Origin of the sequence: Palleronia aestuarii (genome assembly GCF_003253995.1) — a bacterium.
Lineage (GTDB): Bacteria > Pseudomonadota > Alphaproteobacteria > Rhodobacterales > Rhodobacteraceae > Palleronia > Palleronia aestuarii.
On record NZ_QKZL01000004.1, the window covers coordinates 113,893 to 132,812 of the forward strand.

General features: G+C 67.9%; 19 protein-coding genes. 6 read left to right on the forward strand and 13 right to left on the reverse strand.

Annotation, left to right across the window (positions count from 1 at the left end; genetic code table 11):
• Nucleotides 1-114 precede the first annotated feature (114 nt).
• Nucleotides 115-2,916: an aconitate hydratase AcnA gene (gene acnA, locus LX81_RS06440; protein ID WP_111536480.1), complete on the forward strand. Its 2,802-nt coding sequence runs from the start codon at nt 115-117 to the stop codon at nt 2,914-2,916.
• A 58-nt stretch (nt 2,917-2,974) separates the two neighbouring features.
• On the opposite strand, the gene LX81_RS06445 is transcribed toward acnA, so the two are convergent.
• The 10 genes from LX81_RS06445 to yajC all read right to left on the reverse strand — a co-directional run bounded on the left by LX81_RS06445 (nt 2,975) and on the right by yajC (nt 9,607).
• Nucleotides 2,975-3,322 carry an NINE protein gene (locus tag LX81_RS06445; protein ID WP_111536481.1) on the reverse strand — a complete coding sequence of 116 codons (348 nt, stop codon included), beginning with the start codon at nt 3,320-3,322 and terminating at the stop codon, nt 2,975-2,977.
• A 109-nt stretch (nt 3,323-3,431) separates the two neighbouring features.
• The gene (locus LX81_RS06450) at nt 3,432-3,971 is read right to left on the reverse strand and encodes a DsbE family thiol:disulfide interchange protein (protein WP_111536482.1); all 540 of its coding nucleotides are present in this window, start codon (nt 3,969-3,971) and stop codon (nt 3,432-3,434) included.
• On the reverse strand, nt 3,964-4,116 hold the full coding sequence (gene ccmD / locus LX81_RS06455; RefSeq protein ID WP_111536483.1) for a heme exporter protein CcmD: 153 nt from the start codon (nt 4,114-4,116) through the stop codon (nt 3,964-3,966). Before ccmD ends, LX81_RS06450 begins: the two co-directional genes overlap by 8 nt.
• The gene (locus LX81_RS06460; protein ID WP_111536484.1) at nt 4,113-4,841 is read right to left on the reverse strand and encodes a heme ABC transporter permease; all 729 of its coding nucleotides are present in this window, start codon (nt 4,839-4,841) and stop codon (nt 4,113-4,115) included. The genes ccmD and LX81_RS06460 overlap by 4 nt, the downstream gene beginning before the upstream one ends.
• A 75-nt stretch (nt 4,842-4,916) precedes the next feature.
• The gene (ccmB, locus tag LX81_RS06465) at nt 4,917-5,573 is read right to left on the reverse strand and encodes a heme exporter protein CcmB (RefSeq protein WP_111536485.1); all 657 of its coding nucleotides are present in this window, start codon (nt 5,571-5,573) and stop codon (nt 4,917-4,919) included.
• On the reverse strand, nt 5,561-6,184 hold the full coding sequence (gene ccmA, locus LX81_RS06470) for a heme ABC exporter ATP-binding protein CcmA (RefSeq protein WP_111536486.1): 624 nt from the start codon (nt 6,182-6,184) through the stop codon (nt 5,561-5,563). The genes ccmB and ccmA overlap by 13 nt, the downstream gene beginning before the upstream one ends.
• Nucleotides 6,181-6,537, reverse strand: coding sequence for an Mth938-like domain-containing protein (locus LX81_RS06475; protein ID WP_111536487.1), 357 nt, complete (start codon nt 6,535-6,537; stop codon nt 6,181-6,183). Before LX81_RS06475 ends, ccmA begins: the two co-directional genes overlap by 4 nt.
• 72 nt (nt 6,538-6,609) lie before the next feature.
• Nucleotides 6,610-7,578 (reverse strand): protein translocase subunit SecF, encoded by a 969-nt coding sequence (secF, locus tag LX81_RS06480; protein ID WP_111536488.1) that lies wholly within the window; start codon nt 7,576-7,578, stop codon nt 6,610-6,612.
• A gap of 1 nt (nt 7,579) precedes the next feature.
• Nucleotides 7,580-9,241 carry a protein translocase subunit SecD gene (gene secD, locus LX81_RS06485; RefSeq protein ID WP_111536489.1) on the reverse strand — a complete coding sequence of 554 codons (1,662 nt, stop codon included), beginning with the start codon at nt 9,239-9,241 and terminating at the stop codon, nt 7,580-7,582.
• Nucleotides 9,242-9,283: 42 nt separating this feature from the next.
• Nucleotides 9,284-9,607 (reverse strand): preprotein translocase subunit YajC, encoded by a 324-nt coding sequence (gene yajC / locus LX81_RS06490; RefSeq protein ID WP_111536490.1) that lies wholly within the window; start codon nt 9,605-9,607, stop codon nt 9,284-9,286.
• Between the two features lie 299 nt (nt 9,608-9,906).
• Here yajC and LX81_RS06495 point away from each other — a divergent pair, with 299 nt between their 5' ends.
• The 5 genes from LX81_RS06495 to LX81_RS06510 all read left to right on the forward strand — a co-directional run bounded on the left by LX81_RS06495 (nt 9,907) and on the right by LX81_RS06510 (nt 15,229).
• Nucleotides 9,907-10,512, forward strand: a complete 606-nt coding sequence (locus tag LX81_RS06495; RefSeq protein WP_146259399.1) for a trypsin-like serine peptidase — start codon at nt 9,907-9,909, stop codon at nt 10,510-10,512.
• Nucleotides 10,513-10,569: 57 nt separating this feature from the next.
• The gene (gene serS / locus LX81_RS06500; protein WP_111536492.1) at nt 10,570-11,841 is read left to right on the forward strand and encodes a serine--tRNA ligase; all 1,272 of its coding nucleotides are present in this window, start codon (nt 10,570-10,572) and stop codon (nt 11,839-11,841) included.
• 308 nt (nt 11,842-12,149) lie between these two features.
• On the forward strand, nt 12,150-12,914 hold the full coding sequence (locus LX81_RS21870) for a hypothetical protein (protein WP_211322717.1): 765 nt from the start codon (nt 12,150-12,152) through the stop codon (nt 12,912-12,914).
• 428 nt (nt 12,915-13,342) lie between these two features.
• The gene (locus tag LX81_RS06505) at nt 13,343-14,479 is read left to right on the forward strand and encodes a mechanosensitive ion channel family protein (protein ID WP_111536493.1); all 1,137 of its coding nucleotides are present in this window, start codon (nt 13,343-13,345) and stop codon (nt 14,477-14,479) included.
• Between the two features lie 63 nt (nt 14,480-14,542).
• Complete coding sequence (locus tag LX81_RS06510) at nt 14,543-15,229, forward strand: TspO-related membrane protein (RefSeq protein WP_111536494.1); 687 nt, start codon at nt 14,543-14,545, stop codon at nt 15,227-15,229.
• A 7-nt stretch (nt 15,230-15,236) separates the two neighbouring features.
• Here the strand turns inward: LX81_RS06510 and der are convergent, their stop codons facing one another.
• Genes der through LX81_RS06525 form a run of 3 tightly spaced genes read right to left on the reverse strand, consistent with a single transcriptional unit; the run spans nt 15,237 to nt 18,728 of the window.
• Nucleotides 15,237-16,709 (reverse strand): ribosome biogenesis GTPase Der, encoded by a 1,473-nt coding sequence (gene der, locus LX81_RS06515; protein ID WP_111536495.1) that lies wholly within the window; start codon nt 16,707-16,709, stop codon nt 15,237-15,239.
• Nucleotides 16,710-16,755: 46 nt separating this feature from the next.
• Nucleotides 16,756-18,078: an outer membrane protein assembly factor BamB family protein gene (locus LX81_RS06520; RefSeq protein ID WP_111536496.1), complete on the reverse strand. Its 1,323-nt coding sequence runs from the start codon at nt 18,076-18,078 to the stop codon at nt 16,756-16,758.
• The gene (locus tag LX81_RS06525) at nt 18,075-18,728 is read right to left on the reverse strand and encodes a tetratricopeptide repeat protein (RefSeq protein ID WP_111536497.1); all 654 of its coding nucleotides are present in this window, start codon (nt 18,726-18,728) and stop codon (nt 18,075-18,077) included. Before LX81_RS06525 ends, LX81_RS06520 begins: the two co-directional genes overlap by 4 nt.
• Between the last annotated feature and the right edge of the window lie 192 nt (nt 18,729-18,920).

Genomic DNA, 18,920 nt, shown 5'->3' on the forward strand with positions numbered 1-18,920 from the left:
CGACCCGTTCGTGTTGCATACTGTCGCATACAATGCTAATTGGACCCGTGCTCGCCCCCGTGCGTTGGGGCAACGGAATGCCATTCTCTCAGCCCATTGCCAAGGAGACCCGAAATGCCAATCGAGGTTGGACACGATCAGACCAAGACCCGCACGGATCTGACCGTCGGGGACAAGAGCTACGTCTATTATTCCATCGACGCCGCCTCGAAGGCAGGCTTGGGCGATTTTGCGAAGCTGCCGGTGTCGCTGAAGGTCGTGCTCGAGAACCTACTGAGATTCGAGGACGGTGACACGGTCACGCAGGACGACATCCGCGCCTTCTCCGACTGGGTGTCGAACGGCGGCAAGACCGACCGCGAGATCGCCTACCGCCCTGCCCGGGTGCTCATGCAGGACTTCACCGGCGTGCCGGCCGTGGTCGACCTCGCCGCGATGCGCGACGGGATCGTGGCCTTGGGCGGCGACGCGCAGAAGATCAATCCGCTCAACCCCGTCGACCTCGTCATCGACCACTCGGTGATGATCGACGAGTTCGGCAACCCCCGCGCCTTCCAGCACAACGTGGAGCGCGAATACGAGCGCAACATCGAGCGCTACACCTTCCTCAAGTGGGGCCAGAAGGCGTTCGACAATTTCCGCGTGGTCCCGCCCGGAACCGGCATCTGCCACCAGGTGAACCTCGAATACCTCGCCAAGACCGTCTGGTCGGACACCGACCAGGACGGCAAGCTCGTGGCCTATCCCGACACGCTCGTGGGTACCGACAGCCACACGACGATGGTCAACGGCGCCGCGGTCCTCGGCTGGGGCGTCGGCGGGATCGAGGCGGAGGCCGCGATGCTGGGCCAGCCCGTCTCCATGCTCATTCCCGAAGTGGTCGGCTTCAAGCTCACCGGCGCGATGCCGGAGGGGACGACCGCGACCGACCTCGTGCTGCGCGTCTGCGAGATGCTCCGCGAGAAGGGCGTCGTGCAGAAGTTCGTCGAGTTCTACGGCGACGGTCTCGACAACGTGCCGCTGGCCGACCGCGCCACGATCGGCAACATGAGCCCCGAATTCGGCGGCACCTGCGCGTTCTTCCCGATCGACGCGGAAACCATCCGCTACCTCACGCAGACGGGCCGCGAGCGCGACACGATCGACCTCGTCGAGGCCTATGCGAAGGCCCAGGGCATGTGGCGCGAGACGGGCGCGGAGCCGGTCTTCACCGACACGCTCGAGCTCGACATGTCGACCGTGAAGCCCGCCATCTCCGGGCCGAAGCGGCCGCAGGACCATATCGACCTCGACGCCGCGGCCAAGACGTTCCACGCCTATATCGAGGGTCAGCGCAAGGAGCCCGATGGCGGCGAGAAGTCGGAAGTTCGCTGGGAGGCCGAAGGCGGCCAGCCGGAGCCGAAGGAGATCCCCGGCGATACGGGCCGCCACCAGCGCGCCCATGTCACGATGACCGACATCGACGGCGAGGAGAAATCGTTCGAACTGCATGACGGCTCGATCGTCATCGCCTCGATCACCTCCTGCACCAACACCTCGAACCCCTACGTCATGATCGGCGCGGGCCTCGTGGCGAAGAAGGCGCGGGAGCTGGGCCTCGACCGCAAGCCCTGGGTCAAGACCTCCCTCGCGCCGGGCTCGCAGGTCGTCTCCGCCTATCTGGAGGAGACCGGGCTGCAGGAAGATCTCGACGCGATCGGCTTCAACCTCGTGGGCTACGGCTGCACGACCTGCATCGGCAATTCCGGGCCGCTTCAGGAGGAGATCTCCAAGGCGATCACCGACAACGACCTGATCGCCGTCTCGGTCCTGTCGGGCAACCGCAACTTCGAGGGCCGGATTTCGCCCGATTGCCGCGCGAACTACCTCGCCTCCCCGCCGCTCGTCGTGGCCTATTCCCTCGTGGGCGACATGAACGTCGACATCACGACGGAACCGCTCGGGCAGGACAAGGACGGCAACGACGTCTTCCTCAAGGACCTCTGGCCCTCGCAGTCGGAGATCGCGGAGCTCGTGGAGAAGACCGTGACCCGCGAGAGCTTCCAGGAGAAGTACGCCGACGTCTTCAAGGGCGACGAGAAGTGGCGCGAGGTGGAGACCACGGACCAGGAGACCTACGACTGGCCGGCCGGTTCGACCTACGTGCAGAACCCGCCCTACTTCCAGGATATGGGTCACGAACCCGGCAAGATCGAGAATGTCGAGAATGCCCGCATCCTCGCGCTCTTGGGCGACATGGTGACGACCGACCACATCTCCCCGGCGGGCTCGTTCAAGGAGACGACGCCGGCGGGCTCCTACCTCACGGAGCGGCAGGTGCAGCCGCGGGAGTTCAACTCCTACGGTTCGCGGCGCGGCAATCACGAGGTGATGATGCGCGGCACCTTCGCCAACATCCGCATCCGCAACGAGATGCTCGACGGGGTCGAGGGCGGCTATACCAAGGGCCCCGACGGGGAGCAGATGCCGATCTTCGACGCGGCGATGAAGTACATGGAGGGCGACACGCCCCTCGTCATCATCGCGGGCGAACAATACGGCGCGGGCTCCTCGCGCGACTGGGCGGCCAAGGGCACCGCGCTCCTGGGCGTCAAGGCGGTGATCGCGGAGAGCTACGAGCGCATCCACCGCTCGAACCTCGTCGGCATGGGGGTGATCCCGTTCGAGTTCTCCGATGGCGACACCCGCAAGTCGCTCAAGCTTACGGGCGACGAGCAGATCTCGATCCACGGGCTGGAAGAGGAGTTCCGCCCGAAGGCCACGGTGCCCTGCACGATCACCTATGCCGACGGCACGACGAAGGAGATCGAGCTCCGCTCGCGGATCGATACCGGGATCGAGATCGACTACGTCAAGAACGGCGGCGTGCTGCACTACGTCCTGCGCCGCCTCGCCGACACCGCCTCGGCCGCCTGAGACCGCGGCCCAGGCCTGCTCATGAAGGGGGATCGGCGTCTGTCGCCGGTCCCCTACGTCATTCTGCCGCTAAGGGCATGGAGCCGGTCTCCTCGGCGGTCCCATGCCCGTCGGCGCGGTTTTTTAAAACCGCCTCCTCCCGGATCATCTCGGGCAGGAGAAACAGATCGATGATCCACCACGTGAAATGCGCGCCGAGCAGGATATGGACGCCGAGAAAGAGGGCGGCGGACCAACCCACTGCTGTCAGGAGTATCATGGCGACGCCGCTCTCGATCCGCCCGAGGTAGAAGCGATGGGCGCCGAGACCTCCGGCGAGGATCAGCAGCAGGTAGCCGAGCGCCATCGATTTCCGCGCCGTCCCAACTCCGCCTGCCGCAGTATTTCCGCCCGATGTTCGTCCCATCCACACATCCCCTTTGCAAATCGGGTAGGGTGTAGGCTCGATCGGGTTTTGATCGCATTAAGACGCACGGAGCCCGGCAGCAGTTTTCGCGTCGAGCCAGTGGCGGCTTCTATTCCCCGCGCGCTTCCGCGATCGCGGGACGGATCTTTCCCTCGAGCGAGCGCTCGGTGATCGGCCCCGCGAAACGCAGAAGGACCCGTCCCTCGCCGTCGATCACGAAGGTCTCGGGCACGCCGTAGACGCCCCAGTCCCGCGCCGTGCGGCCCTCCGCGTCTTCGCCTACCGACGTGTAGGGATCGCCGAGTTCGGAGAGGAACGCCTCCGCGTTCTCCGGTACGTCCTTGTAGTTTATCCCGTGGATCGCGATCCCCTCCGCAGCCAGCCCCTCGAGCGCCGGATGCTCCACCCGGCAGGGCGCGCACCAGCTAGCCCAGAAGTTCACCAGCTTCACCCCGTCCGCCTCGAGCGCGGCGCGATCCACCTTCGGGCGGTCGCCGAGCGAGGTCAGGCTGAAGGCCGGCGCGTCCCGCCCGACGAAGGTCGAGGGCAGCGCATCCGGATCCTCCCGCTGCATGCCGGTGTAGAAGAGCGCCGCCAGCCCCACGAAGGCCACGGGCGGGATCAGCGCGAGAATGGGGAGCCTAGGCATCGTGCCGTCCCTCCGCCCGGTCGAGCGCCCGCTTGACCCGCGCCGCGCGCCAGAGCGTGAGCCCGACGAGACCGAGCAGCAGCACCGCGGACGCGGCATAGGCGGTCAGGACCTCGGCCGCGTATTTTCCCAGATCGGGCATCATGCCATCCTCTCGCGCAGTCGCAGCGCATGGAGCCTGCGCGCGCGTATCTCGGTCCGCGTCCGCATCAGGACGAGCGCCACGAACAGGAGCACGAAGCCCGCCATCGAGACGAGCAGCGGAAAATAGAACACATCGGCCACGTTCTCCTCCGCGTCGAGGCTGAGCGAGGCGCCTTGGTGCAACCCCTGGTTCCAGAAATTCACCGCATAGCGCGACAGGAGCGCGAAGACCGATCCGACGAGACAGAGGACGGAGGTGAGGTCCGCGGCCGTGTCGGGATCCTCGATCGCCTCCCAAAGCGCGATGTAGCCGAGGTAGAACAGGAACAGGATGAGGAATGAGGTGAGCCGCGGGTCCCAGGCCCACCAGGTCCCCCACATCGGCTGTCCCCAGACGGCGCCCGTGACGAGCGCGATCAGCGTCATCGTGATGCCCACGGGCGCCGCGGCCCGCGCGGCGAGCGCACTCACGTGATGGCGGCGGACGAGCCAGACGAGCGAGGCCACCAGCATCATCAGCCAGCCGTTGATCGCCATCAGCGCCGACGGGACGTGGAGATAGATGATCTTCACCGTCGCGCCCTGCCGGTAATCGTCGGGCGTGAAGAAGAACCCCCAGACGAGCCCCACGACGAGGCAGAGCGCGGCGAGCGCGCCCAAGGCCGGGGTCAGGCGGCGCGTGGTCGCCATGAATTTCGCGGGATTGGCGTAGGACCAGATCGACATGTGGAAATCCCTAACCTCGCCCCGCCGCCGCCTCAAGGCGCGAGAACGCCGCGGCCGCGTCTCGCGCGCCCCCGCTCACCTGAGATTGATCCGGAGCGCGCCCGCCGCGGCGAACGGCAGGAGCGCGAGACAGCCCGCACTCACCGCGGCCAGAAGAGCCAGCGGCGCACCGAGCGCCATCCCCTCCGCACCGCGCCGCGCGACGTCCGCCCCGAAGATCAGCGTCGGCACATAGAGCGGCAGGACGAGGAGCGAGAGGAGAAGCCCGCCCCGCTTCAGCCCCACGGTCAGCGCCGCGCCGAACGCCCCGATGAGGCTCAGGGCCGGCGTGCCAAGGAGCAGCGACAGCCCGAGCCAGAGATGGCCGGGCCAGGGCAGGTTCAGAAGGACGCCCAGGCCCGGCGCCGCGAGGCTGAGCGGCAGGCCCGTCGTCAGCCAGTGCGCCACCGCCTTGCCGAGCGCCACGCCCTCGAGCGGCACAGGCGCGGTGGCGAGCAGGTCGAGCGCCCCGTCCTCGCGGTCGAGCGCGAAGAGCCGGTCGAGCGACAGAAGGCAGGCGAGGAGCGCACCCACCCAGAGGATACCCGGCGCGATCCGGGCGAGCTCCGCGCCCGCCGGCCCGACCCCGAAGGGCACCAGCACCGTGAGGATGAGGTAGAAGGCGAGGCCGAGCCCGAAGCCGCCCCCGGCGCGGAACGCGAGCCGCAGGTCGCGCGCGATCACACGTCCCATGCGAGCGCCCCCTCCGCCGGCACGCTGCGCGCCCGGAACCCGGCGAGATCGAGCGGCACCCCCGCGATCCCGAGATCGACATGCGTGGCGATCGCCGCGATCCCGCCCCGGCCGAGATGCGCACGCACGACCTGCCCGAAGAGCCCGACCCCCTCCGCGTCGAGCGAGACGGTGGGCTCGTCGAGAAGCCAGACGGGCCGCCCGGTCAGAAGAAGCCGCGCGAGGCCCAGCCGCCGCGCCTGCCCCGCCGAGAGATGCTGCGCCGCGCGCTCCGACAGCCGTGCGAGCCCGAAGGCGTCGAGGGCCTCGCCGATCCCGCCCGTCCCGTGGATCCCGGCCCAGAAGGCGAGGTTCTCCGCGACCGTCAGCCCGCCCTTCATGCCGTCCGCATGGGCGCCGTAGGCGACCTGGTCGGGGCCCGGCGCGATCTCGCCCGCGATGGGCGCCTGCAGGCCCGCGATGGTCCTGAGGAGGGTCGTCTTGCCCGCCCCGTTCGGACCTCTCAGGATCAGCGCGGTCCCGGGGTCGGCCCGCACGGTGACGCCTTCGAGCACCGGCACACCGCCCCGCGCCACGGCCACGCCGTCGAGCACCAGGGGCGGCGCGTTCATCCCGCGGGCAGCATCGCGGCCGCGATCCGCCGCCCTTCGCCCAGGAGCACGTTGTAGGTCCGGCAGGCCGCGGCGGAGCCCATCACCTCGACCCCGAGACCGGCCTCCTCGAGCGCCTCGCGAAACGCGCGCGGCACCTGCGCGATCTCGCGCCCGGTGCCGACGAGGACCACGTCGACATCGCCCTTCGCGCGGATGAGCGTCGCGGTATCGCCGTAGCCGCCCCATTCGCTCACGCCGCCGGGCAGGACGACCACCGCGCCTTCGTGGACGGCGCCCCCGATGCGGAAGAAGCCCGGACCGTAGCCCTCGATCGGCTTGAGCCCGTCGAAGGGCACCTCGTTCAGTTCCATGCCTCGCTCCCTTGCCCGCTGATAGGTCCGTCGCAGGGTAGGCCGTCCGCCCGTCCCGTCAAAGCCCCCGGCTCAGGCGTCGATCTTCGCGAACTGGTTGCCGTCGTTCTTGTCGGGCTTCGTCCAGTCGCGCTTGACGCCGAGGAAGAGGACGATGTTCTTCGCCACGAAGACCGAGGAATAGGTCCCGACGACCACGCCCCAGGTGATCGCGAAGACGAAGCCCCGGATCACGTCGCCGCCCAGGACGAGGAGCGCGATCAGCGCGATCAGCGTCGTGCCAGACGTCATCACCGTGCGGCTCAGCGTCTCGTTCACCGAGAGGTTCATCACGTCGCGGAGCGGGCGCTGCTTGTACTTGATGAGGTTCTCGCGCAGCCGGTCGAAGATCACGACCGTGTCGTTGATCGAATAGCCGATGATCGTCAGGATCGCCGCGATGGTGGCGAGATCGAACCTGATCTGCAAAAGCGAGAAGAGGCCGATCGTCAGGATCACGTCGTGGAAGAGCGCGGCCACCGCGCCCACGGAGAACTGCCACTCGAAGCGCAGCCAGATATAGACGAGAATTGCGCCGAGCGAGGCCGCCACGGCGAGGAACGCCGTCTGGATAAGCTCGCCGGAGACTTTCGGCCCGACCGATTCCACCGACGGGAAGGTGATCGAGGGATCGACTTCCTGCAGCGCGCCCTCGACCGCCGCGATCGTCTGCTGCGTGACGCTCTCCTCGCCGTCCTGTGCCTGGATGCGGATCATCGCGACGTTCTCGTCGTTCCCGAAGGACGGATCGAAGACCTCGCTGATCGCCACGTCGCCGAGGTTCAGGGGCGCGATCGCGTCGCGGTACTCCCCGACATCGACGGCCTCGACGGATTGGGTGCGGATCGTCGTGCCGCCCTGGAAGTCGATGCCGAAATTGAGCCCCATTACCGCCCAGATGACGATCGAGGCCACCATCGCGACGCAGGACGCGCCGAACGTGACCGTCGCGGCCTTGAAGAAGTCGATGTTCGTCTCGTCGGGGACCAGCTTCAGGCGCATCTCAGACCTCGATCGTCTTCGGCCGGCGGCGGCCGTACCAGGTGGCGATCATCGCCCGCGTCACGAAGATGGCGGTGAAGACCGATGTGAGGATCCCGATCCCGAGCGTCACGGCGAAGCCGCGCACCGGGCCCGAGCCCAGCGTGAAGAGGATCGTGGCGATGATGAAGGTCGTGATGTTGGCGTCGATGATGGCCGACAGCGCCCGTTCGTAGCCGAGCTCGATGGCGCGCGAGGGGCCCCGCGCGGTTTTCAGCTCCTCCCGGATCCGCTCGAAGACCAGGACGTTCGCATCGACCGCCATGCCGATCGTCAGCACGATCCCCGCGATGCCCGGCAGCGTGAGCGTGGCGCCGATGAGGCTGAGAAGCCCGAAGATCAGACCCACGTTGATGAGGAGCGCGATGTTGGCGAAGAGCCCGAAGAGACCGTAGGACGCGCCCATCAGCACCATCACCGCGACGAAGGCCACGATGCAGGCGATCCGCCCGGCCTCGATCGAATCCTGCCCGAGTTCCGGGCCGATCGTCCGCTCCTCGAGGAAGGTGAGCTCGGCCGGCAAGGCGCCCGCGCGCAGGAGCACGGCGAGCTCGGTCGATTCCTCCACCGTGAAATTGCCGGTGATGATCCCCGACCCGCCGCCGATATAGCTCTGGATCACCGGCGCGGAGATCACCTCCTCGTCGAGCACGATCGCGAAGGGCGAGCCGATGTTATCGGCCGTGTAATCGCCGAACGCCCGCGCCCCCGACGGGTTGAAGCGGAAGGTGACGGCGGGCCGCCCGTTCTGGTCGAATTCGGGCTGGGAATCGGTCAGCTCCTCGCCGGTGACGACGGGGGTCCGCTCCAGGATCATGAACTGGTTCGGGTCGTCCATCATCGGCAGGATCATGTTGCCGGTGCCGGGATTGGCGTTGCCGTCCGTCGTGCGGCTCACCACCGCGTTGAAGGTGAGCTGCGCCGTGGTGCCGATCAGCGATTTCAGCTCCTCGGCGGAGCCGATGCCGGGCACCTGGATGAGGATCCGGTCCGCGCCCTGCCTCTGAATCGTGGGCTCGCGGGTGCCGACCTCGTCGACACGCCGGCGGATGATCTCGAGGCTCTGGCGGATCGTGCGGTCGTCGACCGCCTCGCGCTCCGCCTCGCTCAACTGTATCGTCAGCTCGGCGCCCGATCCCGCCACGTCGATGTCGTTCGACCCCGCGCTCGTCAGCGAGGAGACGGGCTCGGCGAAGCCCCGCGCGATCTCGAGCGCGCGCGCCATGCCCGAGGGATCGGAGAGGCGGATGCGCAGCACGTCGCCGCCCTCGTCCACCCGGCGGAACGTGCCCACCTCGTCGCGCGCGCCGCGCAGCGCGTCGCGCAGCTCCGGCCAGAGCGCGTCCATCCGCGAGGCATAGACGTCCGCGACCTGCACTTCGGCCAGCAGGTGCGCACCGCCCCTGAGATCGAGCCCCAGGTTGACGAGCCCGTGCGGCAGCCAGTCCGGCCAGCCTGCGGCCTCCGCCTCCCGCTCGGGCGTGGCGCCCGCCTGCACGATCGCCGCGCGCGCGTCGTTGGCCTGCTCCACCCGGCCGTAAAAGAGGTTCGGCAGGGCCAGGATAAGTCCCAGCGCCACCAGTCCCCAGATCACGATCCGGTTCCAGAGGGGAATGTTGAGCATGTCGCGCGCCTCTCGTGCGGGCAGGTCCTAATTCGGGAGGCGTCAGCTCTCGGCGGGTTCGGTCTTGGAACGGACCTGCGCGAGCGTCGACTTGATCACACGAACGCGCATCCCCTCGCCGAGCTCGACCTCGACCTCGCCGTCGTCGCGCACCTTGGAGACCTTGCCGACGAGACCGCCCGCGGTCACCACCTGGTCGCCGCGGCGCACCGCCTCGACCATCTTCTGATGTTCCTTCACCTTCTTCTGCTGCGGCCGGATGAGCAGGAAGTACATGATGGCGAAGATCAGGATCAGGGGGACGAAGCTGGCGAAAGCGCTGCCTGCGCCCCCGGCCGCTTGCGCATAGGCAGGCGTTGCGAACATGGTCGGTTCCTCGGGTCAGTGGGCGGGCCCGGTCGGCCCTGCGAAACTGCGCGGAACCTCTATCTGCGGCCGCGGGGCTTGTCCAGCAACCGCCCCGCACCCGCAAACGACGCCGCCTGACATCGATGTGAACGGAGCGGAGCCGCCCCCGGACGGGCCCCGTCACGCCACGAGGACCCTTCCCGCAAAGCTCGAGCACCAGACGAAACCACCGCCGCCCGCCTCGCCGCGTTCCGCGCACCCACCGGGGGCGGAGGTTCCCTTTGCAAAGCCCCGTGCCGCCGCGCAAGGTAGCCCGCATGCGCGCCCTCCTCGCCCTCCTCCTCCTGGCCCTGCCCGCCGCTGCCGATCCCGCGCGGGAGGCCACGGGCCGGCTCGCCGTCACCGTGACGGAGGCGCGGCCCAATTGCACCGCCGTGCTCGTGGCGCCGCACCGCGCCCTCTCGGCCGGACATTGCGTGGGCCGCGCCCCCAATCCGCAGCAGAAGTTCTTCGCCGACTGGCAACCCGACGGCAGCTTCGACGCGGCGCTCCCCGTCGCGGGGTTCGAGCGGGTGGAGGCGACGCCGCTCCTCACCCCCGAGACCCGCGACGTCGTCGTGATCGACCTCGCCCCCCGCGCGGACGCGCCCGCGCCGCTGCCCTTCGGCCCCGCCCCCGCGCCGGGAGAGACGGTCCGCGTCATCTCCTATCCCCGTAACCAGGCGCCCCGCGACACGCGCTGCACCGTCACCGCCCGGTCGGACGCGATCCTCTCGCTCGATTGCCCGGCCACCTCCGGCATGTCGGGCGCGCCCGTCCTCGTGGAGACGCGGGACGGCTGGGCGGTGGCCGCGATCCTGACCGCGCGGAGCGGGCAAGGCTCCCTCGCCCTCCTCGTCGACGACGCCCTCGCGGGGGATTAGGCTTCATTCGCGCCGCGCGATGGCCTATCGGGGGCCAAAAGCCAACCGGAGCCCGCCATGCACGACATCCGCCTCATTCGCGACGATCCCGAAGGCTTCGACGCCGCCATGGCCCGGCGCGGCATCGAGGGTGCCTCCGCCCCCCTGCTCGAGCTCGACGCACGCAGGCGCGCCGCCATCCACGCGGCGGAGACCGCGAAGGCCGCGCAGAACGCCGCCTCGAAGGAGGTGGGCCGGGCCAAGGCCAAGGGCGACGAGGCCCGGTTCGAGCAGCTCCGCGCGGAGATCGCCGCCACCAAGTCGGAGCTCGCCACGCAGGAGGCCGCCGCCCGCGACCTCGACGCGGAGCTCACCGACCTCCTGATGCAGCTCCCGAACGTGCTCGCCCCCGACGTGCCCGACGGCGCGGACGAGAGCGGCAACGTGGAGATCAAGCGCCATCTCGACCCGCCGAAGCTCGATTTCGCCCCGAAGGAGCATTACGAGCTCCCCGCCGCCGCGGGCCTCGATTTCGAGACGGCGGCCAAGCTCTCGGGCTCCCGCTTCGCGCTCCTTTCCGGCCCCATCGCCCGCCTCCACCGCGCACTGGCGCAGTTCATGCTCGACATCCACACGACCGAGAACGGCCTGACGGAGACGATCACCCCCGTCCTCGTGCGCGACGAGGCGATGCTCGGCACCGGGCAGCTGCCGAAATTCGCGGAGGACAGCTACCGCACCACGAACGGCTGGTGGCTCATCCCCACGGCGGAGGTCACGCTCACCAACATCGTCGCGGGTGAGACGCTTGACGCGGATTATCTCCCCCGCCGCTACGTCGCCCACACGCTCTGCTTCCGCTCGGAGGCGGGATCCGCGGGCAAGGACACCGCCGGGATGCTGCGCCAGCACCAGTTCGAGAAGGTGGAGATGGTCTCCGTCACCCACCCCGACGCCTCCGACGACGAGCAGCTCCGGATGCTCGCCTGCGCCGAGGGCATCCTGGAGCGGCTGGAGCTGCCCTACCGAACGATCAAGCTCTGCTCCGGCGACACGGGCTTCGGCGCCCGCCGCACCTTCGACATCGAGGTCTGGCTACCCGGGCAGGACACCTACCGCGAGATCTCCTCCGTCTCCACCTGCGGCGCCTTCCAGTCCCGCCGCATGACCGCCCGCTTCCGCCCGACAGGCGGCGGCAAGCCCGACTTCGTCCATACGCTGAACGGATCGGGGCTGGCGGTCGGACGGGCGCTCATCGCGGTTCTGGAGAACGGACAGCAGGCGGACGGGTCCGTGGTGCTGCCGGAGGCGTTGCGGGGGTATATGGGAGGCGCAGCCAAATTGCCGTGATATTTACCTGCAAAGTCTGCAATTTGTTCCTTATCTTCTCGAAAGGTCCTAGAACCTGAAGGTTACTTCTACTGAAAGTAACCCAATATTGAACTTGGTTGAATACTGTACCCGCCAACACGGTTTCGTGGAACGTCCAATGGTTGGTGGGACTCGGCATGTTTTTCAGTGTATTGGGCGGATCGCTCAGGAAGTCACCGAAAACTTTCTCACAGGTTCCATATCGTTTCTTAAAAGCTCTGGCGTTCTTGAGCGCTCGCCTCACGATGAGGTTCTCTACTCTTATCGTAGTCGTGATAATGATGCTCATGCTGAACGTCGCTACTCTTACCGCAACCGGGATAGCCGCGGCGGCTGGGTCGATTCTCGCACGGGCGGGTCTATCAACTGTCGCGGATGCAAATGCCACCAAGCTGAAAAAAGCCCAAGCCAAACTGGTCGAACAAGATAAAAAATTAAAATCGGTTAAAAAGCAGTATCAACAGCAAACCAGCCGCTTGGAGGCCTCAAAACGACAGGTTGCGTCGCAATCTGGAGAACTGGCGCAGGCGAGACAGGAGATGGATCGGCAGAGGCGCTCCATATCGGATTTAAGCGGACAAAATGATCGCCTTACACGAAAAATATCAGACCTTGAGACAGTTCGATATCGCGGCTCGATACGGACGACCAAGGATGCCGTCTCGGATTTTGCCCGTCGTATGTCGCGACGCACGACCGTAGCAGCGGGCCGCAACCTTGCAACAATTCCGGCGGAGGCCATTCCTATATTCGGAATAGCCGTCATTATTGGTGCAACCACGTGGGAGCTGAACGATTCCTGCGGGATGATGCAAGACATCCATGAACTCAATGTCGCATTCGACCCTTCGCTCGAAAACGATACTGAACATCTCGAAGTTTGTGGAATGAAAGTTCCCACGCGCGCCGAGGTATGGGACCGTGTGAAAAGCGCACCGGCAGAGACTCTAAGCGAGCATTATGAGCATTTGAACCTTCCTAGCCTTGAACTACCGAAATGGTGGAATTGGTTGATCTCGCGCGCCGAGCGCTTCGCCGCAATAATGGACTGATACGCCACACCGTAATTCGATTTGATGGCCTGCAAAAGTTTTAGAAATTCCGGCTACGTCCATGTTATTAACGCATAGAATTCTTAGGATCTGACCTCTCGTTTGACATCCGTTATTAGTGCGGTTCACCGACCTCCCCGTTCACCTCTTCACCCCCCCCTGTGCACACCCCGTGTACGTCGTATGCACAGCCGATGCACATGGGATGCACACCTGCGGGACACTGGCTGCACGCCCGGTGTACGTGCCGTGCACGTTAACCATACGCCTCCCCCGTCCACGTTAAGCTCGTTGCGCGGGCAGTCGGCGGAGGGGCGCACGAATTCCGCGCAGTCATGCCGCACCGCGGCATCGTGAACGGGTGGGTCACTTGAAGGGCGCGGGGCCATGCCTAACTCGCGCCCGACCGAAGCCGCCCGGAGACCCGCATGGACCCCCTCGAACAGGTCGAGACCGCGATCGCCCCCGTCGCCGCACAGGTGCCCGAACCCGTCTGGCCATGGCTCATCGTCAGTGTCGGAGCGCTGGCCGCCATCGCCGTCCACCGCTTCCTCTGGCGGGCGGTCCTGCGGATCGTGCGCGGCCGGTCGGGCCTCCTGCCCTCCCTCGTCCGGCGTCTCAAGCGCCCGTCACGCCTATTTTTCCTGGTCCTCGCGATCGGATTGCTCGTCAACGTCGCGGGGCTCCCCTCCGAATGGCGGGCGGGGCTCAGCCATGCCGCCGTCGCACTTCTCATCGTCATCGCGGGCTGGATCGTCAGCCTTGCCATCGACGTGTCCTGCGATCGCTTCCTCGCCCGGCTGAACTTCGAGGCCGACGAGATCAATTCCGGCGCCCGCTCCCAGGCCACGCAGATCCGCATGATCCAGCGTCTCGGACGGATCATCGTCGGCGTCCTGACCGCCGGGCTGGTTCTCTCGACCTTCGATTCCGTGCGGCAATTCGGCGTCTCCCTCTTCGCCTCCGCCGGCGCCGCGGGCCTCGTCCTGGGCTTCGCCGCCCGCCCCGTCCTCGCCAACCTCATCGCCGGAATCCAGATCGCCCTGACCCAGCCCATCCGCCTCGACGACGTGGTGATCGTCGAAGGCGAATGGGGATGGATCGAAGAGATTGCAGCGACTTACGTGGTGGTCCGCATCTGGGATCTGAGGCGGATGATCGTGCCGCTGTCGTATTTCATCGAGCAACCCTTCGAGAACTGGACCCGTGACAGCGGCCAGATCATCGGCGCCGTCACACTCCATCTCGACTATACCGCGCCGATGGGCGCGATCCGCGAGAAGGTGATGGAGACGGTGAAGACCTCGCGGTTCTGGGACGGCGACGTCGTGAACCTCCAGGTGATCGAGGCCGACCGCGAAAGCGTCCAGATCCGCGCGCTGATGAGCGCCCGGAACTCGCCCACCGCCTGGGAGCTTCGCTGCGACGTGCGCGAGCGGCTACTGGGCTGGCTGCAGGAAACCCATCCCGAGGCGCTGCCCCGCATCCGCGCGGAGCTCCAGCCCGACCGCAGCGCGCCCTCCATGCGGGAAGGCACACCGCTCAAATCCGTGCTGCAGGGGTAACGGAGACGCCGCTGCGCGCCGAGCGGATTGCCAAGCGCGCCGCCTTGGGTCACACCGGCGCGGATGGCTTACCTTCCCCTCCTGGCCGCGCTGGCCTTCGTCCTCTCCCCGATCGTCTCCGGCAGTTTCGGCGGCTTCGATCCGCAGGCTTTCCCCGTGCCGCAGGACGACCCGCCGGTCCAGCCCGCGGGATGGGCCTTCGCGATCTGGGGGGTGATCTATCTCGCCCTTCTCGCTCATACCGCGATCGGCGCCACGATCCGCCGGAACGCTCCGGAGTGGCGGGCGGCACGATTGCCCCTGACGGTGAGCCTTGCCGTGGGCGCGGCCTGGATCCCCGTGGCCAACGCCTCGCCCGTCTGGGCGACGGTCCTGATCCTCGTGATGCTGGGAACGGCGGTGCTCGCCTATATCCGCGCGCCCTCCGAACGGCTCGTCGCCCTATGGCCGCTCGGCCTCTACGCGGGCTGGCTTCTCGCCGCCTCCGCCGTCTCGCTCGGGCTTCTCGCGGCAGGATACGGCCTGACGGGAGAGGTGGTCGCCGCGGCCCTTGCGCTCGTTCTCGCCGTGATCCTCGGCTTCCAGCTGATGCGGGCCCGCCGCTCGGCCGCGCTCCCCGTGGCACTCGGCTGGGCCTTCGCGGGCATCGCAGCGCAGAACTGGGACGAATCCCTCTACGTTCTTTGCCTCGCCGCGGCTGCCAGCACGATCATGGCGGTCCGCGCCGTCCGGGCTTTCCTGCGTCCCTGAACGGTGCTCACCGCTCGTCGGCGCGCCCCTTGCCGAGATGTTTCCTCAGCCGCGAGGGCGTGGATTTCGTCCGGTTGCGATAGGGGTTCTGCTCGGCCTGAGACCGCATCCACAGGCGGATCGGCGTCCCCGGCATGTCAAACGTCTCCCGCAGGCCGTTGACGAGATAGCGTGTGTAGCTGTCGCTCATCTTCTCCGGATTGGAGCACATGACGACGAATCCCGGCGGACGCGTCTTGGCCTGCGTCATGTAACGCAGCTTGATCCGGCGGCCACCCGGCGCGGGCGGCGGATGCGCCTCGACCATGCCCGAGAGCCACTGGTTGAGCTTCGCGGTCGTCACCCGGCGGTTCCAGACGTCGTGCGCCCCGATCACCGTCTCGCGGAGCCGGTCGAGCCCCTTGCCGGTCAGCGCGGACACCGTCACGAGGCGCAAACCGCGTAGCTGCGGGAGCAATCTCTCGCACGCCTCGCGCAGCTCGATGATCTTGCGGGACTTGTCCTCTTCGGCGTCCCACTTGTTGACGGCGATGACGACGGCCCGACCTTCCCGCTCCGCGAGATCGGCGATCCTGAGATCCTGGCTCTCGAAAGGGATCGCGGCATCGAGGAGGACGATCACCACCTCCGCGAACTTCACCGCGCGCAGCCCGTCCGACACGCTGAGCTTCTCGAGCTTCTCCTGCACCTTCGCCTTCTTGCGCATCCCCGCGGTATCGAAGATCCGCACGGGCACGCCGCCCCATTCCATCGTGACGGAGATGGCGTCGCGGGTGATCCCGGCCTCCGGCCCCGTGAGGAGACGGTCCTCGCCCAGAAGAGCGTTGACGAGTGTCGACTTGCCCGCATTGGGCCGGCCCACCACGGCGATCTGGAGCGGCCGCTCGCGGGTCGGGATGCGCGGCGCGTCGGGCTCCGCATCCGCATCGACGTCGATGTCGGTCTCCGGCGCCTCGCTGCGATCGCTCCGTTCCCGCTCGGCATATGCATCGGCGATCGGCATGAGCTGGGACAGCAGGTCGTTCAGCCCCTCGCCGTGTTCGGCCGACATCCGCACCGGCTCTCCGAAGCCCAGCGAATAGGCCTCGATGACACCCGCATCCGCGGCACGGCCCTCGGACTTGTTGGCGGCGAGGATCACCTGCCCGCCGCGACGGCGCAGGATGTCGGCCACGGTTTCGTCGACGGGCGTCACGCCCGCCCGCGCGTCGATGAGGAAGAGGCAGATATCGGCCATCTCCACGGCCCGCTCGGTGAGCCGCCGCATGCGACCCTGCAGCGAGGCGTCCGTCGCGTCCTCGAGCCCGGCCGTGTCGATCACCGTGAAGCGCAGGTCGCCCAGCCGCGCCGCGCCCTCGCGCAGGTCGCGCGTGACGCCCGGCTGGTCGTCGACGAGCGCGAGGCGCTTGCCGACGAGCCGGTTGAAGAGCGTCGACTTGCCGACATTCGGCCGTCCGACGATGGCGAGTGTAAAGCTCATGACGCCCCCGATCCGCGTGAGATGAGCGCCCTATACGATTTGCGGCCTAGCGGAAAGCCAGAAGCTGACCGTCTTGCGACACGACATAAAGGGCTCCGCCCGCCACGACCGGGTTCGTCGCCGCGCCACCCGGCAATTCGATCTCCGCCAGCAACGCGCCCGATTGCGGGGAGAACGCGCGCAGACGGCCATCGCCCGACGCGACCCAGAGGCGGCCGCCCGCGAGGATCGGGCCGTAATGGGTGACGACGCCGCGGCGCCGGCTCAGACGCGACGGAACGAGATAGGGCAGTTCCGTGCCCCAGATGCGCTCGCCCGTCGCCGCGTCGAGCCGCAGGAGTTCCGCCTGATCGCTGACCGAGAAGACGGAGCCGCCCGCGACGAGGACGGGCGACATCGCGCCATCTCGCGCGGACCAGATCTGCTCCCCCGACCGCAGGTCGAAGGCGGCCGTCCGGCCCGAGGGGTTGCCCGCATAGACGCGGCCGCCCTCAATCACCGGATCCCCGGAAATGTCGCCGATCGTGGCATAAACCTCCCCAAGTCGCGTCCCCGCGACATTGGCGGTCCAGAGCCGGGTTCCCCCCTGCCGGAGGACGCCCGCGAGTTCGCGGCTCGCGAAGGGCAGGACGATCATCTCGCCCGAAATCGCGGGCGCCGCGCCGCCGACGACGCCGTTGAGGCTGGGCGTGCCCTGCTCGGTCCAGCGCACGCGGCCGTTCGCCACGTCGATGGCCCAGGCGGTCGCATCGCGCGCGACGACGTAGACGATGCCGCCCGAGACGGTGGGCGCGCCCGCCGCGGCGGCGCCGAGATCCTGGGCCCAGAAGCGCCGGCCCGTCGCCGGGTCGAGCGCCACGAGATCGCCGAACGCCGTCGAGACGAAGAGCCGCCCCCCCTCGACCGCGAGACCGGCGCCCGAGGCGTCGCCGGGATCGCCCGGCGGCGTGAGATCGACCGACCAGAGCGTCCGACCGTCCGTTCCGTGCGCCGTGACGCGCGCGCGGCTGTCGACGGTGAAGACGCGCCCGTCGGCGACGACGGGATCAGCGCTAATGCGATGGCGGCGGTTCTCACCCTGTCCGATCGGCACGGAGAAGATGGGCCGGGGCAAGGGCGACAGTGCCGCATGGGGGATGTCGTGGGCCGCATCGCTCGCCCGGTGGGTCCAGGCATCCCGCATAAGCGCCGCGGGCAGCGAAATCGGCAATGCCCGATCCACCTGCGCCTGGGCCGTCACCCGGTCCTCGCGCAGGTCGAGCCGTTCGCCGGGCAGGATCACGTCCTCTCCGCCGCAGGCGGCAAGAAGGGCGAGCGGCAGCAGTGCCCCGAACAGTCGCCCCGCGAACCGACGGGCGCGGATCGTCACGCCGCCTCCAGCGTGCCGCCGAGCGCCACGACGAGTTGCCGCGTCCGCGTGGCGAGATCACGCGTCAGTTCCGGGTCGCCCAGGATGTCCTGCAGGATGGCAAGCGACGCCTCGCGGTCGCCTGCGGCGAGCTCCGCCAGTGCGGTCTGCTCCAGCGCGAGAAGCCGGTAGGGCGCGCCGGGGATCGTCAGCGGCTCGAGCCGGTCGATGAGGTCCTGCGGCGCCGCCTCGCCCTGCGCGAGCATCACCGATTTGAGGACCGCCAGATCGCGGTAGAGCGGCGGCATGTCGGCATCCGCGGCGAGCGTGTCAAGAAGCTCCGCCGTCTGCGCCTCCGCCTCCGGGGTCTCGAGCGTGTCGGCCGCGAGCATCGCGAGGAGCGCGCGCCGCGTGCCCTCCGCGTCGATATCGAGAAGCGCCGCGCGCCGCGCCTCCGGCGAGGGCAGATCGAGCGCCGCAACGATCGCGTCCCCGAACTCCTCCGCGGAAGCCTGCTGCTGCGCCCGGCGGTATTCCCACAAGGCCGCCGCGCCGACCAGGATCACGACGATCGCGATCGCGATCCAGCCATAGCGCCGGATGACGTAGAAGAGGCGATCGCGGCGCAGCTCGTCGGAGACCTCGCTGATGAAACTATCGGTGTCGCTCACGAAATACCTCCGTCCTCGCGCCCTCTTATCCTGCGCGGGGGCGCGATGCCAAGGGCGAGATCCCCGCGATCCGGGCTCACCCCTGATGACGTGGCTTGCCAATCGCGTGACTGAACCAGTTCGTTCAGTTTCGGGGCTTACACGACGCGCACCATATGATTAGATGCCGCTCGCACCAGCGGCCCAGCGATG